The organism is Pseudonocardia sp. UM4_GMWB1, from assembly GCF_017312155.1.
Lineage (GTDB): Bacteria > Actinomycetota > Actinomycetes > Mycobacteriales > Pseudonocardiaceae > Pseudonocardia > Pseudonocardia alni.
Genome location: NZ_QJPN01000002.1, coordinates 165,815 through 187,297, shown reverse-complemented (window position 1 = coordinate 187,297; position 21,483 = coordinate 165,815). Strand labels below are relative to the sequence as shown.

Annotated in this window: 15 protein-coding genes, 5 pseudogenes and 1 other annotated feature; of the genes and pseudogenes, 12 read left to right on the top strand and 8 right to left on the bottom strand. The window is 70.4% G+C overall.

Features of this window, described 5'->3' with window-relative positions; genetic code table 11:
* Positions 1 to 572: 572 nt before the first annotated feature.
* Both DMP15_RS30460 and DMP15_RS28645 read left to right on the top strand, forming a co-directional pair.
* Positions 573 to 662: pseudogene (locus DMP15_RS30460) on the top strand (IS3 family transposase); the annotation flags it as partial.
* Between the two features lie 128 nt (positions 663 to 790).
* Entirely contained in the window at positions 791 to 1,618 is an 828-nt protein-coding gene (locus DMP15_RS28645) for an IS5 family transposase (RefSeq protein WP_337826785.1), read from the top strand.
* An 18-nt stretch (positions 1,619 to 1,636) separates the two neighbouring features.
* Here DMP15_RS28645 and DMP15_RS28640 read toward each other — a convergent pair whose 3' ends face one another.
* On the bottom strand, positions 1,637 to 2,230 hold the full coding sequence (locus DMP15_RS28640; RefSeq protein ID WP_337826784.1) for a plasmid pRiA4b ORF-3 family protein: 594 nt from the start codon (positions 2,228 to 2,230) through the stop codon (positions 1,637 to 1,639).
* A gap of 107 nt (positions 2,231 to 2,337) precedes the next feature.
* Here DMP15_RS28640 and DMP15_RS28635 point away from each other — a divergent pair.
* Positions 2,338 to 2,704: pseudogene (locus DMP15_RS28635) on the top strand (DDE-type integrase/transposase/recombinase); the annotation flags it as partial.
* Between the two features lie 382 nt (positions 2,705 to 3,086).
* Here DMP15_RS28635 and DMP15_RS28630 read toward each other — a convergent pair.
* A pseudogene (locus DMP15_RS28630) lies at positions 3,087 to 3,951 on the bottom strand (IS5 family transposase); the annotation flags it as partial.
* Positions 3,952 to 4,274: 323 nt separating this feature from the next.
* Here DMP15_RS28630 and DMP15_RS28625 point away from each other — a divergent pair.
* The 6 genes and pseudogenes from DMP15_RS28625 to DMP15_RS28600 all read left to right on the top strand — a co-directional run.
* On the top strand, positions 4,275 to 5,066 hold the full coding sequence (locus DMP15_RS28625; protein WP_253067039.1) for a hypothetical protein: 792 nt from the start codon (positions 4,275 to 4,277) through the stop codon (positions 5,064 to 5,066).
* Between the two features lie 58 nt (positions 5,067 to 5,124).
* A pseudogene (locus DMP15_RS28620) lies at positions 5,125 to 5,418 on the top strand (transposase); the annotation flags it as partial.
* 512 nt (positions 5,419 to 5,930) lie between these two features.
* Positions 5,931 to 7,001: an IS110 family transposase gene (locus tag DMP15_RS28615; RefSeq protein ID WP_337826782.1), complete on the top strand. Its 1,071-nt coding sequence runs from the start codon at positions 5,931 to 5,933 to the stop codon at positions 6,999 to 7,001.
* Between the two features lie 6 nt (positions 7,002 to 7,007).
* Positions 7,008 to 7,132, top strand: a sequence feature (AL1L pseudoknot).
* Positions 7,043 to 7,858, top strand: coding sequence for an IS3 family transposase (locus tag DMP15_RS28610; RefSeq protein ID WP_337826781.1), 816 nt, complete (start codon positions 7,043 to 7,045; stop codon positions 7,856 to 7,858). (Overlaps the previous feature by 90 nt.)
* Complete coding sequence (locus DMP15_RS28605) at positions 7,798 to 9,147, top strand: IS30 family transposase (RefSeq protein WP_443217716.1); 1,350 nt, start codon at positions 7,798 to 7,800, stop codon at positions 9,145 to 9,147. Before DMP15_RS28610 ends, DMP15_RS28605 begins: the two co-directional genes overlap by 61 nt.
* Positions 9,148 to 9,154: 7 nt before the next feature.
* A pseudogene (locus DMP15_RS28600) lies at positions 9,155 to 9,475 on the top strand (integrase core domain-containing protein); the annotation flags it as partial.
* A 176-nt stretch (positions 9,476 to 9,651) separates the two neighbouring features.
* Here DMP15_RS28600 and mobF read toward each other — a convergent pair.
* The 6 genes from mobF to DMP15_RS28570 form a co-directional block, all read right to left on the bottom strand.
* Complete coding sequence (mobF, locus tag DMP15_RS28595) at positions 9,652 to 14,343, bottom strand: MobF family relaxase (protein WP_337826780.1); 4,692 nt, start codon at positions 14,341 to 14,343, stop codon at positions 9,652 to 9,654.
* 195 nt (positions 14,344 to 14,538) lie between these two features.
* Positions 14,539 to 15,762, bottom strand: coding sequence for a hypothetical protein (locus DMP15_RS28590; RefSeq protein WP_253067041.1), 1,224 nt, complete (start codon positions 15,760 to 15,762; stop codon positions 14,539 to 14,541).
* Positions 15,759 to 16,538 carry an ATP-binding protein gene (locus tag DMP15_RS28585; RefSeq protein WP_253067042.1) on the bottom strand — a complete coding sequence of 260 codons (780 nt, stop codon included), beginning with the start codon at positions 16,536 to 16,538 and terminating at the stop codon, positions 15,759 to 15,761. Before DMP15_RS28585 ends, DMP15_RS28590 begins: the two co-directional genes overlap by 4 nt.
* Positions 16,538 to 18,160 carry a Mu transposase C-terminal domain-containing protein gene (locus tag DMP15_RS28580; RefSeq protein WP_337826779.1) on the bottom strand — a complete coding sequence of 541 codons (1,623 nt, stop codon included), beginning with the start codon at positions 18,158 to 18,160 and terminating at the stop codon, positions 16,538 to 16,540. Before DMP15_RS28580 ends, DMP15_RS28585 begins: the two co-directional genes overlap by 1 nt.
* Positions 18,157 to 18,432 (bottom strand): hypothetical protein, encoded by a 276-nt coding sequence (locus DMP15_RS28575; RefSeq protein WP_337826778.1) that lies wholly within the window; start codon positions 18,430 to 18,432, stop codon positions 18,157 to 18,159. Before DMP15_RS28575 ends, DMP15_RS28580 begins: the two co-directional genes overlap by 4 nt.
* 101 nt (positions 18,433 to 18,533) lie before the next feature.
* The gene (locus tag DMP15_RS28570) at positions 18,534 to 19,136 is read right to left on the bottom strand and encodes a recombinase family protein (RefSeq protein ID WP_253067045.1); all 603 of its coding nucleotides are present in this window, start codon (positions 19,134 to 19,136) and stop codon (positions 18,534 to 18,536) included.
* Positions 19,137 to 19,341: 205 nt separating this feature from the next.
* Between DMP15_RS28570 and DMP15_RS28565 the strand changes: the two genes are divergently transcribed.
* From DMP15_RS28565 to DMP15_RS28555, 3 genes are all read left to right on the top strand, one after another.
* The gene (locus DMP15_RS28565; RefSeq protein ID WP_098960089.1) at positions 19,342 to 19,611 is read left to right on the top strand and encodes a metal-sensitive transcriptional regulator; all 270 of its coding nucleotides are present in this window, start codon (positions 19,342 to 19,344) and stop codon (positions 19,609 to 19,611) included.
* Positions 19,612 to 19,722: 111 nt separating this feature from the next.
* Complete coding sequence (locus DMP15_RS28560; RefSeq protein WP_253067048.1) at positions 19,723 to 20,031, top strand: rhodanese-like domain-containing protein; 309 nt, start codon at positions 19,723 to 19,725, stop codon at positions 20,029 to 20,031.
* Positions 20,032 to 20,077: 46 nt separating this feature from the next.
* Entirely contained in the window at positions 20,078 to 21,460 is a 1,383-nt protein-coding gene (locus DMP15_RS28555) for an MBL fold metallo-hydrolase (RefSeq protein ID WP_100877278.1), read from the top strand.
* The last annotated feature ends 23 nt before the right edge of the window (positions 21,461 to 21,483 follow it).

The following is a 21,483-nucleotide window of genomic DNA, read 5'->3' as shown; positions in this document are numbered from 1 at the left end:
ATCTTCTGAGGAGATGGAGCCAGGACACGTCGTCGTTCCCAGGGGCACTACCCACCGAAGTTGCGGGAGCGGGCGGGCGGTGCGCATGGTCGCCGAGATCGCGGGTGACTACGACTCGCAATGGCCGGCGATGCGCGCGGTCGCGGAGTACTTGGGGGTCGGCTCGGTGGGACGGTCCGCAAATAGGTCCAAGCCGAGCTCGACACCGATGACCGGCCGGAACCCACGACCGAGGAGTCCGAGGAGCTCAAGCGCCTGCGGCGGGAGAACACCGAACTTAGACGGGCCAACGAGATCCTGGGGACGGCGTCGGCCTTTCTTCGCGGCCGGGATCTACCGGGCACAGAGGCGCTGGTGAGGTTCATCGACCAGCACGTCGCCCACACCACCGCGGGCCGGCGGTGGGTCGACCTGTGCCCAGCTCGCCGAGGTGGGTGCGGCGATCCTCCCGCCGACTTACTACGCCGCCCGGGCCGCAGCGCCGACTCGCCAACAGCAGCGCGACCGGGGGGCTGACCGCCCAGATCCGGCGGGTGCACGCCGAGAACTAGGGCGTCTATCGGGAGCGGAGGGTGTGGGCTCAGCTATACCGCGAGGGAGCCGAGATCGCTCGCTGCACGGTCGAGCGGCTGGTGCGCGAAGCCGGGCTAGTCGGGGTGCGCCGCGACCGCCGGATCCGGACCACGATCGCCAGTGCCCGGGCCCCGGGCGGCGGACTTAGAGGTCGTTGCAGAAGTCGGGGTGTGTCGGTCCTATGTAGATGGATCTGGTCGGGTGATGCTCGGGGTCGATGGCAAGGGCATCGACGGTCGAACGACTGGTCACCGACGAGCTGTGGGAGCTGGTTGAGCCGCTGCTTCCCCGGCCTCGGCCACGTCGGCGAGGCGCGCGGACGGGCCGGCCACCGGTACCGGACCGGGCCGCGCTGGCGGGGATCGTGTTCGTGCTGGCCACGGGGATCGGCTGGAACGACCTGCCGCCCGAGTTGGGCTGTGGATCAGGGACCACCTGCTGGCGACGGCTACGCGACTGGCAGCGGGCGGGGGTCTGGGGTGAGCTGCACCGAGTGGTCCTTGATCGGCTCGGCCAGGCTGGGGTTCTGGACTGGTCGCGAGCTGCGGTGGACTCGGTCAGCGTGCGCGCCAAGCGCCGCGGCGAACAGACAGGGCCCTCGCCGACCGACCGTGGGAAGGCCGGGTCGAAGTACCACGTGCTCTGCGACCGCAACGGCCTGCCGCTGCACGCGGTCGTGTCCGGCGCGAACACCCACGACAGCCGGATGCTGGCCGAGCTGCTCGACACCAATCCCGGCGTCCGCGAACGGTGCGGCCAGGCCGGACGCCCGCGGCGGCGTCCCGGCAAGCTGCACGCCGACAAGGGCTACGACTACCCACGGTGTCGGCGCTACCTCTCCGGGCGCGGGATCGGGGTGCGGATCGCTCGCCGCGGAGTCGAAGACTCGGCCCGGCTCGGCCGGGTCCGGTGGGTCGTGGAGCGCACGATGGCCTGGCTGCTGTCGTTCCGGCGGCTCGGGCTGCGCTACGAACGCTCCCGCACCAGCATCGAGGCCTTGCTGAAGCTGGCGTGCGCGTTGATCTGCTTGCGCCGTCTGCCCTGAACGACCCCTCGCGGTGGATCAGGACCGCGCCGTCGCGCTCGACCCGGCCAGCGGCGACCAGGCCAACCGCTCCAGCGCTCGGTCGGTGCCGGCGAGGTCGAAATGGTGCGGATCGAACTGGTCCGAGCCCCACCACTCGACCCGCTCGGCGTGCTCAGCATGATCGGGATCGGCGAGCGCGTCGACGAACTCCGGGTAGCCGAACACCCCGCCCACGTCCTCGGGTGGACATGCACCCTGCCCCTCGACACAGCGCGGGTAGCGCACCCCAGGCTCTGGAGTGGTGACTGCGTCGACGGTCAGGACGTGGTGCCAGTTGTCGCCGAAGTCGTAGACATAGCCCGCGTCCTGCCCGGCGGCCAGCACCCGGAACAGCTTCGTCTTGGCCTCGTCGAGCGTGCCGGAGTCCCAGTCCGGATCAGGCATCCCATAGCGCACAGCGTCGATCTCGAACTCGTGCAGGTGGGAGTTGGTCCAGCCCATCGCGTCCTGCACGACCTCGTGCAGGACCGCGAGACTGGCCTCACCCGGGACCTCGACCACCCGCCGCACGGTCGGTTCGACATCGACCAGCACGATCTCGATCCGGAAGATCTTCGTCTTCGTCGTCACCCGAGGCCTCGCCATGCCCGCGATGCTCCCACCGCCCCTGGGAGCGCCCGGTACCCGCTCCCGGACTTCTGCAATGACCTCTTAGTCGGGCGCCCGTGCGACCGGCAGCGCCCGACCGGTTGCCGATCGCTGACTTCACCTACGTCCCCACCCTGGTCCGGGATGGTCTACGTCGCGTTCGTCATCGACGCGTACTCGCGACGGATCCTAGGCTGGCGCGCAGGCACCTCGACGCGCACCGAGCTTGTGCTCGACGCACTCGAGCAAGCGGTATGGATCCGCGCACAGGACAGCCACGACGACCTGCCTGGGATCATCGCCCACTCCGACGCCGGGTCTCAACACCGGTCCATCGCCTACACCGAACGCCGCGCCGCGGCTGGAGCGGCACCCTCGGTCGGGTCGGTCGGCGACGCCTACGACAACGCCGTGGCTGAGTCCACGATCAAGCTGATCGAGACCGAACTGATCAAGCCATGTCGATCGGAACTAAGATCCCGTCTCTGCAATGGTGGGCGCAGGGACAAGGACGACCGCCCCCAGACCAGCGCCGACAGCTGATCGAGTCAGTGTCGGCTTCGCAGCCCGAGGCCTGTAAACGGCGTTTACCCCATCCTGCACGGTCGCGACTTCGCCCCGAGCCGAGATTCCTGGAGCGGCGACGGCTTCGAGGGCGAGCTAGATGCTGCAGCCCGACCCTCCCGCTTCGACAGCGGTGCAGACCTGACCGAGGTCCGGCATCGGTCAGGTGAAAGGACCTCCATCCCTGATGACTATTTACTGCCAGCCCTACCACTGTTGCAACGACTCCCCGCCGTGCTCTTAGAGCGTGTTTGAGAAGATCAAGTCGCGGGTGTGAAGACGTATTTCTGTTGGCGGGCGGCCGGCTTGCCGCGGGCGATGCGGCGGGTGATGGTGTTGATCGCGGCCCAGCGGATCATGGCCTCGGAGACGGCGGGGTGGCGTTCGTAGTCGCGGGCCAGACGGCGGTGTGCGGTCAGCCAGGCCAGTGTCCGCTCGACCACCCAGCGGCGCGGGAGGACGGCGAACCCGCGCTGCTCAGGCGGTTTGCGCACGACCTCGACGCTGGTGCGCAGGATCGTGTTCGCCCACTCCAGCAGGCGTCCGGCGAACCCGGCGTCGGCGTAGACGAACCGCACCCTGGTGCGCAGGTACAGGTCGAGCAGGATCGACTTCGCCCCGTCGCGGTCCTGCACCGACGCCGAGCACACCACCGTGGTCAACAGCAGGCCCAGGGTGTCGGTCACGATGAACCGCTTCCGGCCGTTGATCTTCTTCCCTGCGTCGAAGCCGCGCGAGTCCTGCCCGACGGTGTCGGCACCCTTCACCGACTGCGAGTCGATGATCCCCGCGCTCGGTTCCGGGTCCCGCCCCTCGTCGGCACGTAGCTGACGGCGCACGACCGGGAGGATCTTCTCGGTGACCTTCTGCTGTTCCCACCGGTTGAAATACCAGTAGACGGTCTGCCAGGGCGGGAAGTCCGCTGGTAGAGCCCGCCAAGCGCACCCCGCCCGCACGACGTAGAGGATCGCGTCGACCACGTCCCGGCGCGGGTGCTTCTCCGGACGCCCACCCGCCCCGGCCTCGGGCAACAGCGGTTCGATCAACGCCCACTGCTCATCGCTGGTGTCCGAGGGATACCGCCGCTGACGCCGAGCCACCCGTCCACGATGGACCAGAGCGCGGCCCGCGCGGCGCAGACACGCCGACCCTTCTCAAACACGGTCTTAGCGCGCTGACCGTAGGTCTCATGCTCTGCACTTCCCCCGCCCGCTGGCGGCGCCAGCTGCACACCCCGCTCAGCTGCAAGCCTCGCTGGATCTTGGCGCAACCGCTCGACCCACCACCTGGACCAGGCTATTTGCGATAGCCTGTCACTTTAGTGACTATCGAGCCTTTCCGGCTAAAAGCCCAACCAACTGGCTGGTGCAGAACTCTGACCGAAGAACTTCCCTTAGGCTAAGGGAGGGCCCCACCTGCACTTGCAGCGACATCGGGACCAGGGGCGGGGTAGGAGGCCAGGATGATTCGTGGTCGTTTTGGCGATACCCATGTCGCACCGGCACCGCTCCTCGATGTCGGTGACGCCCATGCGTCGCCGCCAGCTGACTCACATGAGGTGCAGTTCCGCATTCCTCTCTCGCTCTCGGCGATGCTCGACGGCATGGCCAGAGCCGGCTTGGACGAGGACGTCGCGGCGTGGGGGACGGCCTACACCCAGCTGGTGCAGGACCAGGTTCTGCGCCGTGTGCAGGAGGCGTGTGGCTACGCGGCTGATCCCGCGAGACCGGATGTCGGTCGCCCGGCGCGTCTGGAGTTGGCGGCCGTGGTGGAGGCTGCGGTGCCGGGGATCGACGCGACGCGGTGGCACTGTCACGTCTACATCGGGTCGACAGCTTGCGTGCTGGCCACGGGGGAGCGTTTCCCTGTCTACGTCCCGCAGATCGAGCGGGGTGTCTTCGGCCTTGCCCACAGCTTCCACAACGCCGACGTGCGAGAGCTCGCGGAGCGCGAGTTCGGTGTTACCTGGGGTGATCCAGGCCCGACGGCCACGGTCGAGGAGATCGTGGATCCGCCGTGGCACGAGCACGTCGATCCTTCGGCTGTCCGTGGGGTGTGTCTCGGGCCGTGGGAGGTCCAGGGTGTGCGTGTTGTAGCCGACGAGGAGAGCCTGCGTGTTGCTGCAGAGCAGGAGGGGTTTCTGCGCGCGGAGCTGGAGCGGCGGGAGTCCGAGCCCGAGCCGTCGCCGCCGACGCTGATGGAGCGGTACGCCGAGTTGCTCGGTGATGCGGCGGTTTCACCGCGGTCGCGCTGACCGGAGTGAACCGCCCCGGTCTTGATGGAGGCTCTGAACCCACGGAAGGGTTGGAGTCATGCCAGCGCCGAAGAAGTACCCCGATGAGATTCGGGAGCGGTCGGTCCGGTTGGTCCTGGACCTGGTCGAGGGAGAGGAGCAGGTGAACGTGACCGCGGCGTGCACCCGGGTCGGGGAGCAGTTGGGGATCAATCGGGACACGTTGCGGGGCTGGGTCAAACAGGTTCAGATCGATCAGGGTGTGCGGGTGGGGACGTCGACCTCGGAACGGGACCGGATCCGGGCTCTGGAGAAGGAGAACGCTGAGCTGCGGCGGGCGAACGCGATCCTGCGCACGGCGTCGGCTTTCTTCGCGTCAGTGCCACGATGATCATGCCTGGCGGGGTTCGCTCCTTTCTTCGGCGCCCGCCGCGGTAGTGGTTGACCACGGGGTGGTTTCTCGGCGATGTGCGGCCCCGCCAGGCGTCCGGATCGCCCGAGCGCGTGGCCTGATAGGAGCGTGCGCTCGGCCCAACTGAGGCGTGCCCGTTCTCGGGCGATGCGGAGGACCGAACGCTCGAACGTCAGGAGTCCGGAGTCTCGTGGTCATGATCGGAACCGACTCACACAAGCGCACCCATACCGTCGTCGCCTCAGTGCCACGATGATCATGCCTGGCGGGGTTCGCTCCTTTCTTCGGCGCCCGCCGCGGTAGTGGTTGACCACGGGGTGGTTTCTCGGCGATGTGCGGCCCCGCCAGGCGTCCGGATCGCCCGAGCGCGTGGCCTGATAGGAGCGTGCGCTCGGCCCAACTGAGGCGTGCCCGTTCTCGGGCGATGCGGAGGACCGAACGCTCGAACGTCAGGAGTCCGGAGTCTCGTGGTCATGATCGGAACCGACTCACACAAGCGCACCCATACCGTCGTCGCCCTCAATGAGGTCGGCCGCCGCCTCGGCGAGCTCACCGTGGCCGCGACCTCGGACGGGCACTTGAAGCTGCTGGCCTGGTCGGCCAAGTGGGGTGAGGTCGCCTTCGCGCTCGAGGACTGCAGGCATCTGACCCGCCGTCTGGAGCGGGATCTGCTCGGCGCGGGCGCCCGAGTGATACGCGTACCGACCCGGCTGATGGCCGGAGCACGCCGTGGTGGTCGGGAGCCGGGCAAGTCTGACCCCATCGACGCCGAGGCCGTCGCGCTCGCCGCGCTGCGGCACGACGACCTCCCGGTCGCTGAGCTCGACGGGCCGGCCCGCGAGGTCCGGCTCCTGGTCGATCACCGCCGAGACCTTGTCGCCGAACGCACCCGCATCCAGAGCCGGCTGCGCTGGTACCTGCATGAACTCGACCCGACCCTGGCCGTGCCCAGCCGTGGGCTGCGCCGATTCTGCGTCATGGACGCCCTCGCCGAGACCCTGGCCGGACACAGCGGAGTGCTCGTGCGCGTCTGCCGTGAGCAGCTCGCGCGCTGCCGCGAACTGACTGTGCAGATCAACGGACTCGAAGGCGAACTGCGCACGCTGATGCGGCGCCTGGCCCCGACGCTGCTCGCGCTGCCCGGATGCGGGGTGCTGTCCGCCGCGACCCTGTTCGCTGAAACCGCCAGGGCCAGCAGGTTCCGCTCCAAGGACGCCTACGCCCGCTTCACCGGTACCGCCCCGATCCCGGTCTGGTCAGGCAACACCGCCGGGAAGGTCCGGCTCAACCGCGGCGGCAACCGCACCATGAACTGCGCCCTCCACATGATCGCCGTGACCCAGACACGCGGCATCGGACCCGGCGCCGTCTACGTCGAGAAACTCACCGCAGCGGGCAAGACCCGCACCGAGGCGCTGCGGCTGCTCCGCAGACGGCTCTCCGATGCCGTCTTCGCAGCCCTGCGCGCCGACGAGCCAGCGCACAACGCTGTGACGGCAAGGCCTGCCGAATCGGAGCATGACGATCTTGTGGTTGCGGCTTGACATAGGAGCATCGCGGAGCTCGACCGCCCCAGCGGCAGCAAGTGATCGACTACATCGACGCCCATCGCGGCCGGTTCGGGGTCGAGCCGATCTGCACAGTGCTGGCCGGGTCCGGCGTGCCGATCGCCCCGAGTAGTTACTACGCGGCCAGGACTCGCCCTCCCTCGGCGCGGGCGCGCCGCGACGAGTTCCTCAAGGTTGAGATCGGGCGGGTGTTCGCCGAGAACTACCGGGTCTATGGGGCGGACAAGATCTGGGCCGCGCTCAACCGGGAAGGCACCCGGGTGGCGCGCTGCACCGTCGAGCGCCTGATGCGTGAGCTCGGGATCCGCGGTGCGGTCCGGGGTCGCACGGTGCGCACCACGGTTGTCGAGCACGGCGCGCAGCGGCCGGCGGATCTGGTGGAACGCCGGTTCCGGGCGCCGGGGCCCAACCGGTTGTGGGTGGCGGATCTGACCTACCTGCGCACGTTCTCGGGCTGGGTCTATGCCGCGTTCGTCGTCGATGTGTATTCCCGGATGGTGGTCGGCTGGCAACTGGCCCGGCATCTGCGCACCGACCTGGCCCTCGACGCTTTGGAGATGGCGTTGTGGCGTCGTGAGCTGCAACAGGCCGACATCTCGGGGCTGGTGCACCACTCCGATCGCGGGGTGCAGGGCGGATTCAACTGGTCGTCGCAACACCTCGATCATGGAGGTGTTCGGCAGTGGCGACGAAGGACTGGATCGCGAAGACGAGCGAGGTGCCCGAAGGGGCTAGACGTCAGTGGCGGGCGGATCGGGCGTTGCGGCCCCCGATGCGTTCGCCTGGGCGGCCCGAGCCCTCGCGTGCGGTGCAGCGGCAGTTCTGGCGGTTGATCGCGACGGGCATCACCTCAGCCGAGGCGGCGCTGAAGGTGGGCGTGTCTGTGCCGGTCGGCGCACGGTGGTTTCGCCACGCTGGCGGTATGCCTCCGATCTCACTGGCCGAGCCCAGCGGCCGCTACTTGTCCTTCGAGGAGCGTGAGGAGATCGCGATCCTGCACGCCAAGAACACGGGAGTGCGCGAGATCGGCCGGGCGATCGGGCGTGACCCGGGGACCGTCTCTCGCGAGCTGCGTCGCAACGCGGCCACCCGGGGAGGGAAGGCGGAGTACCGAGCGCTGGTGGCGCAGTGGAAGGCCCAGCAGGCAGCGAAACGACCGAAGACCGCGAAGCTCGCGAGCAACGACGAGCTGCGGGAGTACGTGCAGGAGCGGCTCGCTGGGGGCGTGCGCCGGCCGGACGGCAGCATCGTCGTTGGGCCGGAGCCGCCAGCATGGAAGGGGCTGAACAAGCCGCATCGGCAGGATCGGCGGTGGGCGACCGCGTGGAGTCCGGAGCAGATCTCGCACCGTTTGAAGGTCGATTTCCCGGATGATGAGTCCATGCGCATCAGCCACGAGGCGATCTACCAGTCGCTGTTCATCCAGGGCCGTGGCGCGCTCAAACGCGAACTCGTCGCCTGCCTGCGAACAGGACGTGCGCTGCGGCAGCCGCGGGCTCGCGCGCAGAATCGCCCGCAAGGACACGTCACCGCCGATGTCGTGTTCTCGAAGCGCCCCGCAGAGGCGGCGGACCGTGCTGTTCCCGGGCATTGGGAAGGCGACTTGATCATCGGCACCGGTCGCTCCGCCATCGGCACGATCGTAGAACGCAAGAGCCGCTCGACCCTGCTGGTGCACTTGCCGCGGCTGAACGGCTGGGGTGAGACCCCGCCGGTCAAGAACGGTCCCGCGCTGGGCGGATACGGCGCCGCGGCGATGAACGCCGCCCTGACCATGTCGATGACGACGCTGCCCGAACAGCTCCGCCAGACGCTCACCTGGGATCGCGGCAAGGAGCTCTCCGGACACGCCCAGTTCGCGCTCGAGACAGGCACGAAGGTGTTCTTCGCCGACCCCCACTCACCCTGGCAGCGGCCGACGAACGAGAACACCAACGGGCTTCTGCGGCAGTACTTCCCGAAGGGCACAGATCTCTCGCGCTGGTCCGCCGAAGATCTCGAAGCCGTCGCCCTCGCGCTCAACAACAGGCCCCGCAAGAGCCTCGACTGGAAGACCCCCGCCGAAGTGTTCGAAGAGCAGCTACGCTCACTCCAACAACCCGGTGTTGCAACGACCGGTTGAACCCAGGCAGTATCTGGCGATCCGCTACACCGAACGCCTCGCCGAGGCAGGCGCGGTCGGGTCGGTCGGTAGTCGCGGGGACTCCTATGACAATGCTCTGGCGGAGAGTTTCAACGGCCTGTTCAAGACCGAGTTGATTCGTCCGCAGGGCCCGTGGCGAGGGTTGGACGACCTTGAGATCGCCACCCTCGAGTACATCGACTGGTTCAACCATCGGCGCCTGCACGGCGAACTCGGGATGATCACACCGACCGAAGCCGAAGCCACCTACTACCGCGATCACGCCCCACAGCAGCATGCTGAACGGGCAGAACCCAGCCTCCACTGAACCCGGGGCGGTTCAGAGCCCGTCTGCGCGGCAACTGCCGCCGCTGTTCCACCGCGTCCGGGAAGTATCGACCGGGCAGGCTGCTGGGGTGGGGCGGGACACCCCCGCGGGGAGCCTCCGCGCTCTTGTGCGGAGGCTCCTGGCTTTTCGTCGGGCCGCCGGGAGGGCCGGTTGGGTTAGTCGTCGTAGCCGTAATCGGTGTCGTAGGGGTCGTAGTCCGCGCCGTACTCATGGCCTTGTTCGTGGCTCTGTTCGGCCTGGCCACTGTGGTGCTGGTGGCGTTCGTTCTCGATGGCGAGCTGGTCGCGGTGGGCCCGTTCGGCATAGCCGGTGTCGGGGTCGCGGTCCTGGTGGTGCTGGTCGTTCTGGACACGGGCCTGCTGGTGCAGCTCTCGGAGCTGCGACTCGCGGGTCACGCGGCGTAGATCATCCACTGCGTCGCGTGCCGCGCCCGGGTCGCGCTCGCCGATGTGGCGGGCGCCGTTGTCGGCGGAGGGTTCCTCCTGGGTTGCCTCGGGTGTCGCGCTCGCGCGCGGCTCCTGCACGTCCGGTTCGACCGTAGGAGAGTCGTCGGAGTGCCCGAGGTCCGGGGCCGGCGCCGACTCCGAGTTCGCGCCCGGACCCTCATGCTCGACACTCGACTGCGCGGCAGCTGGGCTGCTCTCGGGCTCTGCGGCCGCGGCGGGCTCTGGGACATCGGTGGACAGGATGAGTTGTTCCCCAGCCGCCGGTGTCGGGGTGTCGCGCCAGGCGGGAAGCTGGCGTCGTTCCAGTTCCCCGGCCGCGGCCTGGTCGGCCTCGCGCAGCGGAGCGACGTCGTCCCACCACTGCTGCCGGGCCTCGTACTCCTCGGCCAGGTCGGTCGCTTGGGCGTTGTAGGCCTGTGCGAGGGCGCGATAGCGGTCGGCGGCCGCGAGCAGATCGTCTCGGCCGGGTCCGTCGGCTGTGGCGTCTGCTTCGGCTGCGGTGAGCACGGCGTCGTCGTTGATCTCGGTGGCCAGCCGCTGGGTCGCGGCCAAGTCCTCACCGACGGCGCGGGGCCCGTACTCATCGGCGTGATACAACGCGAGCGCCCAGGCTTCGCGGGCCTGGTAGAGCTCGCTGTCGGTCTTGTGCTGCCAGGCCAGCGCGGTCGGGTCCGGGTCGAGAGCTTCGGTGGCTTCGCGCCACAGCGCGTAGGCGAAAGGCTGCTGGGTCGGGGGCGCCTGCCCAAGGGAGGACTGGTGCTCGGGGATGCCGCGGTACTCCCGGTACGCCGCGACCACTCCGGCGCGGTGCTCCCATGCGCGGCGGGCGTCGGTGTCGTCCTGGCCGGGGACAGCAGGGAGCCGGTCGAGCGCCCACTGCGGCGGGTCGAGAGCGATCTGGGTGCCGAGTTCGCGCTGCCGGTCGGTGGCCAGTTCCCCGAGCTGGTGGAGGTAGTCGCGGACGGGGCCGGGAGCCAGGGTGTCGGCGACCGCGGTCCAGTCGTGCTCCGGCTCGGCAGTTCCGTTCTCCGGTGCGCGGTCGGCAGTGAGCTCTCCGACGCGCCAGTGCAGAACCTTCGCGATGGACTCGGCGTCGTCGAACCCGCGACGCGCGACGGCCTCGATGAGCAGTGCGCGCGGGTCGTGTCCGTCGAGTTCGGCGGCGTAGACGGTGGCCAGCATGCGTCCGTAGGCGTCCTCGCCCTGCAGGCGTTCCATCTGCTCGTCGGTGAGCAGTTCCGTGAGGATTTCGGCGTTGCGGCCGCCGGAGGCACGCATGCTGACCTGGTTGATCAGGGCACCTAGAGTCTCGAACGAGGCAGTGTCGTGCTCGGCGACCTCGCGCACGGTCAGCGCCGCTTCCGCGACCTCTGTGCGCGCGAGGATGTCGGTGAGCCGCTGGGCGGGTGTGTCCTCGATGCGCCGCTGGTCGTGACCGTCCGGGGCCTGCTCGGTGACCATGTAGAGCAGGTTGGTCTCCCTCCCGCGGCTGATCGGCACATACACCGACTCGCGGGTCGCGTCGCGGTCGAGCAGGCCCCGCCCGACATCGACGGTCACGCCTTGGGCCGCGTAGGCGGTGACGGCGTAGCCGAGGATGACGTGCTTCTTGACGTACTCGGGGGTCAGATGTGCGACCGCGCCGCGCTGGTCTCGGGCCAGGATCGCGCCGGCGGGGCTCAGGCCGATGACGGTGTAACGCTCCTTGTTCAGGACCTCGCCAACGGTCCCACCAGGCGCGGGGTCCACGCGCAGTCGCCGGTCGTTGCGGGTCGCTTGGATCAGGTCCCCGACCCCAATCTTGTTCTCGACACCCCCGCGGTTCACTATCGCCAGGACATCGGGCGATACGCGCCCGAGATCAACGAGGGTCTCGTGGACCTGTTTCGACATCTCCGCCGCAGTTCGGTTGGTGCCGACGATGAGCAGGGCGTCCTTGCCCTCGATCATGTCGGCCATGTGCCCGCGCACGGCGTGCTCGCTCATCTCCTTCACCGTGCCCGTGCGCAACCGCCCCCGGTCGGCGTATGCCGCGACGGCTGCGACGTCGCCCACCCGAAGCTGCAGCGACGCCTCGGCCTCCCAGGCGTGGCGGAACCGGTGCACTGTGTCCAGCTCGAGCACGCCGGCCTGGGCGGCGAGGTGAGCGAACATGCCGCCTGCGCCGACCGGCTGGAGCTGGTGGTGATCGCCGACCAGCAGCACCTTGGCCCCGGCCGCCGCGGCAGCGTCACTGATCTCGGTCAGCTCGGCGGTGGTACTCATGCCGGCCTCGTCGACGATCACCAGGTCCCCGGCGCGGAGCCGATCACAAACCTCGCCGGTGGTCGGGTCGGGTAGGAACCGCTGCCGCCACTGTGCGGTGTTCATCCCCTCTAGGCCGAGCTCGGCCAGGTTGCGCGCGGCCATCTCCGCGGTCGCCAAGCCCAGCACTCGGCCACCTTGCTCACCCGCCCACACGGTCGCCAGGGCCCCGACGGTGTGCGACTTCCCGGTGCCCGCCGGCCCGACCAGGACGTCCACTGTCCGCGCGGACCCCAGCACCCCGGAAATCACCGCAGCCTGGTCTGGGGACAGCTTCCCAGCACCGAGTGCTCCCCCGAGTTCGGCGAGCCGCGCGGCCGGAAGCGGGATGAGGCTGTCGGTGCGGCTGTAGCCCAGCAGCCGCTCTTCGGCGGTGACCGCCGCGGTGGTCGCGTAGCGCTCGTCGATGTGGGCGCGGAACATCGATCGGCCGTCACCACTGGCGCCGAGGCGGCGCAGCTCGTCCGGGACCGGCACCGGATCGGACGCGGAGACCTGCACGATCCCGAACTGACCGGGTGCGGCCAGCACCGCCTCGGTGAGGGTGGCCATGAACGCCGGACGGGCGGCCGCCGCCACCCCGAGCGCGGCCGCGTGGTCGCCGAGGTGGTCGTCGATGGCCGCGGTCAGGTTTCCGACCGTCCACGTCGCATACCGGCTCTGGACATCGGCCACTCCGGCCTCGATAGCGATGGCCACTGCCCCCGCGAGCGTGGCCGCGCCCTCCCCGACAGGCGTGTTGTGGCCGGACACCGCTCGGCCGGCGCCGATGACCGCCAGGACCTCAAGCGCAGCCTCGCGTCCGTCGATGGCCTGTGCCTGGTCACCATGTGCGAACACCGGATGGGTGCCGTTGGCCGCCGCGGTCATCACCACCTCGTCGACCGCGTCCAGTGCGGCCGCGAGCCTGCCCACCCGCCCCGACTGTCCGGTCGTCCACGCCAGTACCGCGGCCGGGCCGGCCAGACCCCGCTTCGGTTCGCGGGTGCCCTTGACCGCCTGTTCCACCAACGCCCGCCGCGCCCGCGGCCCCGGGGCCCGCCCGTGCCGGGCTGTGTACGCCTCCACCAGCTCCGCGACCGCCGGGCGGACACGCTCCAAGGTGCGGGTGCTCGCCTGTGCCAACAGCTCCGGGTCGAACCCGGCGATCTCCCGCGCCAGCCCGTCAGGCCGCAGCTGGAACAGCACCCCCATTCGCTCGGTCAGCAGCTGCTGGTATGCCCGCGTGTAGGCCGCCGACAGCGCCTCCTTCACCGGCCGGAACGCCTGCCCATCCAGCGCGAGCACCCGCCCATCGGCGGTCGCGGCACGGTTGAGCACCCCGGCGTGCGAGTGCAGCTGGGGCTCACCGTCACGGTTGGTGTGGTGGCCATAGACCACGGCGGCCAGGCCCGTGGCCGCCTCCCACTGACCCACTGTCCGCCCCGACGGGCCCCGGCCCTCGTGGCGGCCCGAGCGGACATACGCCACGTCGGACTGCACCGACGACAACGCGATCCGCACCGCCTCGTCGTGCGCCCAGCGGACCGTCTCCGCGCCGTCGTTGTCGCCCGCGGCGAGCAACGCCGTGTAGTACATCGACACCGACTTCACCGGCGAGAACGTCACGTCGTAGTAGGCCGTCGGAGTCCGGGTGTTGCGGGTCGCCGCCGTCTCGATCTCGAATCGCCGCTCCGCCGACGCGGTCGGTTCTTCCTTGAGTGCGTCGGCCACGATCTGGGCTGCCGTGCGGAACTTCCGCGGCTTCGAACCGAGGTAGACCGGCGTCTTCTCGGTCGACCCCGCGAGCACGTGCTCTGGATAACGCAGCTGCCCGAACACCGCCCGAACGTCATCCGCTGCAGCCGTGTCGCCGGCCGCGAACGGCAGTCCGAGAGCCTCGAAACCGGCACCGAACCAGACGCCGTCGGGCTCGCCGCGCTCGGCCGCAGAGGTCAGATACTCGGCCGCCCCGGGGATCCGCTGAAAGCCATCCCCGGCGTTCTCGACACCCTGTTCTGAACCGTGCTCGTAGCTCTGTTCGGGGCGCGAATCGCACCCGTGGAGCAGGTACTCGACAGACCCGGGCGCCATCGCAGTGACCCGCACGACGCCCATGGCGAGAACGCTACGCGACCAGCACCGCATCCGGCAAGATCATTTGATGCATAGGTGTGAGGCCTTGAAGCAGGTGACGGAAGGACATGGGATCATGAGCAGGTGTTGAACGACGCTGAAGTGGCACTGGCAGACGACAGATAAGTGGCACGCGGCGACAGCTAAATGGCACGGAAGTGGATCATCGTCCGGGCGTCAGAGGTTGGTGACGCTGGCCGTCTGGGCGACGGCTGCGGCGAACGGCGCGGCGGGGTGGTAGCCGTAGAGCGGCCGGGCCGCCGGGGGCGGCCTGGTCCCGGTAAGGGTGCAGCCGCGGGCGACGCGGTGTGCGAGACGTTGAACGCTGAGGTGGAGGTCGCCGGGTTGGCCGAACAGCAGCTGTCCGGGCCCCGGGTTGTCGTGGGTCTCGATTGCGGCCCGCAGCAGTGGCCGGGCTGCGGACGGGATGCGGTACTGCCCGGCGAGCAGGGTGATCTGCTCGGTGTCCGCGCTGTGGCGGTGGTGGGCGAGGAATCGTGATGCTGCGTCGGTGGCCAGTGCAAGCACTACCGCGGCTGCGGTGACCGGACAGACGAGCTGGCGCAGCTGGGTGATCGTGGCCGGGTCGAACCGCGGCCCGAGGACGGCGAGGGTGGCCGGGTTCAGCTCGGGCAGGGTCAGCTGCCGGTGTTCGCTGGCGAAGCCGTCCTGGGCAGCGCGTAGCCGGATCCGGAGCTCCGCTGGGGTGGCGGCGTCGATGGTCAGGCGTTGCAGCAGCGCGCCGACGTCGCAGCCCGGCCAGGCGTGCGACGTGGGCGGGAGTCTCCACCCGAGCCGGTGTCCGTCGGGGCGCCAGGTGCGGGCTTCCTGCCTGGCCGCGGCGAACGCCGCGACGTACACCGCGTGCCCGGTCGGTGGGCACGGAGCGGCGGCCGTATCGGCGAGCAGCGCGTCCACCACAGCTGCCCACCCGGTGCGCGGGTGGGGCAGCGGCGCAGTGTCGCGGTGGTGCCAGACCGGCCACAGCGTGACGTCCGCGTCCGCGGCGAGTTCGACCAGCCGGGCCAGAACGGTCGGACAGAGTCGGTGTGCGCGCAGCACGACCAGGTGGCGGATCTGTTCGGCGCGCAGCCACACCCGCAGCAGGTGTGGGCCGTGGCGGGTGCAGCGTTCCCGTGTCAGCGCCTGCGGGTGCTTGCCCAGCGCTCGGAGCAGGTCCTCGACCAGCGCCGGCCAGGTCGCGCCGGGCCGCGGATGACACACCACCTGCCCGGCCGCCAGGTCGTGGAGATCTTGCAGCCCGCGCATGCAGGCGGTGTCGTCGCGCGGGTCGAGTGCCCAGGACACCCGAGGGCGGTCGGCGGCGACGGGCTCGGTCGCACCGCCGGGCACGGCCGCGACGACGGCCGGCGCTGCCACGGCTGCCGCGGCGAAGCTCACGCTGGCGCGCTGGTGGTGACCCCGCCACCACCGACGTCGACGACGCCGCCGTGAACGGCGAAGGCGTTGTGCACGATCTCCTCGTCGATCCGGTCGCGCGCAGCCCGGGCGCACAGGTCGGCGGCGGTGTGGGTGAACGCGGCCCAGTGCCGCAGGTTCCCGTGTCCGACGTGGTCGTCGATCAGCGCCAGCAGCTCGCGGTCCGCGCCGTCGTAGATCGGGTGGAACGAGCCCATCAGCTCGCACACCTGCGGCGCGGTCAGCGGGTCCAGCGCCACGCGACGGTAGACCCTCGAACGCAGCATCGGCTCGCGGGAGAGCACCGACCAGGCGTCATCGCCGCCGACCAGCAGCAGCGCGAACCGGGTCCGCCGGTCGTCGTGGAGGTAGCGCAGGAACTCGATGCAGTCCTTGGTCAACCGCTGCGCCTCATCGACCACCACCGCCCGCGGGCCGCGCCCGAGGGACTCGAGCAGCTCGTCGGTGAGCACGAACCGGCTGCGCCGCCCGGCCGGGTCGCGGGTGAGCTGCTCGAACAGAGTGGCCGCGACCAGGCGCATCGTCGGCCGGGACGGGAACTCCACCCACGACACCGCCACCCCGGCGTGGCGGGCCAGGGCCCGCTCGACCGCGTAGCTCTTGCCCAGCCCCGCCGGGCCGTGCACCACGCCCATCGCAGACGCCGCCACGACGTGCTCCACGGCCTGATCGGTCGCGACCAGACCCGGGGTGGGCAGCGTGCGCGCCCCGGCGATGTCCAGGAAGTGGTGACCCATCAGCGGCTCTCGCTCTCTGTCGGATCGGCCGGGTCGACGGGCTCGACGGCCGCGGCGGGGGCGGGGGCGGCCAGGTCATCGAGGTCGGTCGAGGTGGCAGCAGTGGCAGGGGTGGCGATGTCGGGGTTCCAGAACGCGAAGTCGGTTTTCAGGTCGAGCAGGCTGGTACGCGCCATCCGGCGCAGCGCCTCATCGTCGCGACGCCCCGCACCGGCCCGGCCGCGCGTCGGCTCGCGGCGGTCGGCACGCGCGGACGCAGCAGTGATGACAGTGGTGTCGGTGACCGGGCCTGGCTCGGTGATCGGGGCCAGCTGGGCGCGGGCCCGACGGCTCGCCCGGCGCTGGCGGCGCCCGAGCTCGGCGGCGTCCGCGCGGCGTCGCTCGAGCACCGCCGCGCGTTGCTCGTCGGTCAGCGTGTCCTGCGCGAACGCGGTCGCCAACCACACATCACCGCGGAACACCTCGATGCTGCGCAGGTCGTGGGGCATGTAGCGGATCTGGACCCGTTCGCCGACCAGGCCGTTGAGCTCCGGGGCCAGGAACCGGACCCCGTCGTGATGCACACCGTCACGGTTGACCGTGCGTTCCCGATCGGCCAGCAGCATCCAACGCAGCGCCTCGGCCGGGATCTCCCGCAGGGGGGTCGCGTCCTGGGCCCAGCGCTGCAGCGGGGTGCCACCCAGCGCGGAGTGCACCCGGCTGATGTTGTAGTCGGCGACCCAGGCGGCGAGCCGGTCCACAAACAACCCGAGCGTCATCGGGTCGGAGTCCGGGCCGAGCAGCGTGCCGTCGGCCGCGCGCGGCCCGCCGGTGTAGAACGGCAACCCGGACAGGAACTCCTGCACCAGCGTCCGGTTCCACCTCTCCACCTTGCCCTTCAAGTGCGGGGTGTAGGCCGGGGCCGGCACCAGCTCCACCCCGAGAGCCGCGCACGAGCGGCGCAGCGCGGCCGCGGTGAACTCCAACCCGTGATCGGTACGCAGCACCGCCGGGACACCGCCGAACGGGCCGCGCGCCGGGTCGATCACGATCCCGCCGCGCAGCGCGGCCAGCACGGTCCCCGAGTTGGGCCGCAGCGAGATCGCCCACCCCATCACCAGCCGCGAGAAGCCGTCGATGAACACCGTCGCCCACGGCTTGACCGGCCGCTGGGCCCGCGGCGCGAGCACCAGCACCGGCAGCTCGACGTGGTCGCCCTCCCACATCGCGTTGCGCGCCGGCGGCGCCCACCGCAGATACACCTCGTAGCGGCGTCGCCCCTCCGCACCGTCCACCAGCCCGGCCCGCTGGCCCGGAGTCAGCTGCGCGGCGAACGCGCGCTGCAGCCGGCGCACCGACAACCCGCCCGGACGACCGGCGTGCAGCTCGCGGTGCACCGCCGCGACATTGCCCTGCCACCGCGTGAACGCGTCCACATCCGCGTCGGTCAGTTCGTAGCGATCCGACCTGCTCTCCTGGTCGGTGTCGGTGAACTCCGCGACCCAGCGCCACACCGTCCGCGCGCCCACCTCGAGCTCCCCAGCGACGCGACGGACCTCGTCACCGATCGGCTCACCTGCTCGCCGGCGTTCCCGCAGCCGCGCCACCAGCAGCGCCTTGGCATGCGGGTCCACCCGAGTCATCGCGCCAGCTCACCGACACAGTCCGGGCACACCGGCCCCGACAGCCGCCACCCGGCGCTACTCATCCAGGCCTGCACCATCGGCGATATCCGATCGGCGCCGTCCGCGGCGGCCGCCAACTCTCCGCCCAGCAGGGGTCCGTCCCCGCACCGCACACACGCGAGGTCAGCGACCGGGCCGGGCGGCACGCAGCCGCGGCAGAACCGCCGCTCGACCAGCCCCATCGACTCCGCCTCCATCGACTCCGTGGTGTCCAGCAGCAGCCAGGTCATCGACACCTCCGCGCGCTCGATCGGGTTCCCCGGCGCCTGCCCGCACCCCGAACAACGCATCTCCACGCGCCCCGGATACGCCGAACTCTGCCGCCGCACCGCTACACCCGACCACTCTGCTGCACGGGCGTATCGGACGGTTTGCCCAGGTAGCGGTAGATCGTGGGCCGGCTGACCCCGAACTCGGCAGCGATCTGGGCCACGGTGTAGCGGCGCCGCCCGTCCGCACCGGTTTCCTCGTACATCAGCCGTGCCAGGTGCGCCTGGCGCGCCCCGAGCTTCGGTTTCTGCCCACCGGTACGCCCGCGAGCACGCGCGGCCTCCAGGCCGTCCTTGGTCCGTTCGGAGAGCAGGCTGGCCTCGAACTCGGCGATCGCGCCGAGCACCTGGAAAAACATCCGCCCGACCGCGGTGGAGGTATCCACACCCTGATCGAGCACCACCAGATCGACACCACGCTGCTGCAGCGTGCGGGCCAGCTCGATCAGGTGCTCCAGCGAACGGCCCAACCGGTCCAGCTTGGTCACCACCAGCTGGTCACCGGCCCGTACGACGAGCAGCGCCTGATCGAGCTCCGGACGGCGCGCGAGCTTGCCCGAGGCCCGGTCGACGAACACCTGCTCGCAGCCAGCCGCGCGCAGCGCGTCGTGCTGAGCTTCGGGATGCTGGTCACGGGTCGAGACCCGGGCGTAGCCGATGCGCACACCCGCACCGTATCGCGAACCCACGAATGCGTTACGCAGGCGCGGACACGGGTTCCGTTACAAACGCGACCTGCAGGAACCGACCTGCTCCGCGAGTGTCTCGCGAACGATCATTTCCCGACACACACCCCCAACCGCGCACGCACGAGGTGCGACCCGGAACAGATACACCCGGGGGTATGTTCGTGAGAGTGGAGGTGGCGACATGGAGATGACTCCCGCCCTGGTGGGCGACGCTCTGGTCCGGTTGCGACGCGCGCAGGGCCAACTGGCCGGCGTGATCCGGGCGATCGAGGGGGGTGGGGACTGCGCGGAGGTGCTGACCCAGCTGGCCGCGGTCTCCCGTGCTCTGGACCGGGCGGGTTTCAAGATCGTCGCGAGTGGGATGCGGCACTGCCAGGCGGCCCGGGACCGGGGTGAGCAGCCGCCGATGACCGAGGACGAGCTGGAGAAGCTGTTCCTGTCGCTGGCCTGATCCGCGAGCCCCGACCTCCCGTGGCGTAGCCGTGGGTAGCAGCCAAGGCAGAAGTGTGTTTCCTGGATACCCCACCGGGTATCCGTGACCAGGAGGTGTTGCATCGTGTCGATGCGCGAGATGGACGTGGAGCAGTTCGCGGCGGGACGTCGTGAGGACATGGCCGTGGTGGATGTGCGCTCCCATGAGGAGTTCGTGTCGGGCCACGTACCTGGGGCGGTGAACATGCCGCTGGAGCGGGTGATCACCGATCCGGGCCGCTATGCCGGGCAGGAGTTGTACGTGATCTGTCAGTCCGGGGGTCGCAGCGCCCAGGCGGCGCAGGCGCTGGCCGCTGCCGGCGCGCAGCCGGTGTCGGTGGCCGGCGGGACCGCCGGCTGGATCAGCTCCGGGCGCCCGGTGGACACCGGGGCCCGATGAGCGCCCCGCCAGTCCGATCGAACCGACGAAACGAAGGAGATCTGTCGTGATCGACGTCAACGTGATCGAAACGTCCTCGCTGGGTGACCGCAGCTACCTGGCCACCGACGGGGAGGTGGCGGTGGTGGTCGACCCGCAGCGAGACGTGGACCGGGTCCTGGCCCTGGCCGGGCGGCTCGGGGTGCGGATCTCGCACGTCGTGGAGACCCACGTGCACAACGACTACGTCTCCGGCGGGCTGGAGCTCGCCCGCCTCACCGGCGCGGCCTATGTGATGTCGGCGCGCGACGATCTGGCGTTCGCCCGCACCGGCGTGGTCGACGGTGACGTGCTGGAGGCCTCGCCGCGGCTGCGGCTGCGGGTGCTGGCCACCCCGGGGCACACCTTCCATCACCTGTCCTACGTGCTGGAGGGCCCGGACGGGCCGCAGGGGGTGTTCACCGGCGGGTCGCTGCTCTACGGCACCACCGGGCGTACCGACCTGCTGGGTGACGAGCACGCGGAGGCGCTGGCTCGGGCCCAGCATGCTTCGGCCGCGTCGATGGCCGACGTGTTGCCCGACGGGGCGCAGGTGTGGCCGACCCACGGGTTCGGCAGCTTCTGCACCGCCAGCCCCGCCTCGGGCAACGACTCCACGGTCGGGCACGAGAAGGAGGTCAATCCCGTGTTGCGGTTGGCCCGCGACGAGTTCGTCCGCCACACGCTGGCCGGGTTGGGTGCCTACCCCGCCTACTACGCGCACATGGGCGCGCTCAACACCGCCGGACCGGCGCCGGTCGACCTGCGCCCGCCGACCATCGCCGACCCGGCCGAGCTGGCGCGCCGCCTGGCCGACGGGGAGTGGGTGGTCGACCTGCGCCACCGCAAGGCCTACCTCGACTCGCACCTCACCGGAACGGTGAGCCTCGGCCTGGACGGGCCGATGGCGACCTGGCTGGGCTGGATGGCCCCCCACGACGCACCGATCACCCTGCTCGGTGAGGACCGCGCGCAGGTCGCGCAGGCCCAGCGTGAGCTGGTCCGTATCGGCGTCGACCACGTCGTGGCCGCCGCCACCGGTGAGCCCGGGGACCTGGCCGACGCGGCCCAGCTGGCTGGGTTGCCGAGCGCGAGTTTCGCCGACCTGGCCGCGGAGCTGTCCGGTCGGCGGGTCGCGGACCTGCCGCCCGCTCAGGTGGTCCTCGACGTCCGGCTGGGCACCGAGTGGGCCGCCTCGCACGTCCGCGGCGCGGTGCACGTCCCGCTGCCCGAGCTGGACGCCCGGCTCGCCGAGGTGCCCGACGGCGCGGTGTGGGTGCACTGCGGCAGCGGCTACCGCGCCACCGCGGCCGCGTCGCTGCTGGCCCGCGCCGGGCGGACGGTGGTGGTCATCGACGACATGTTCGACGACGCCGCGGATGCCGGTGTCCCGCTGACACCCACCTCGTGAGCAGGTCCCGGACCCGTGGCCCA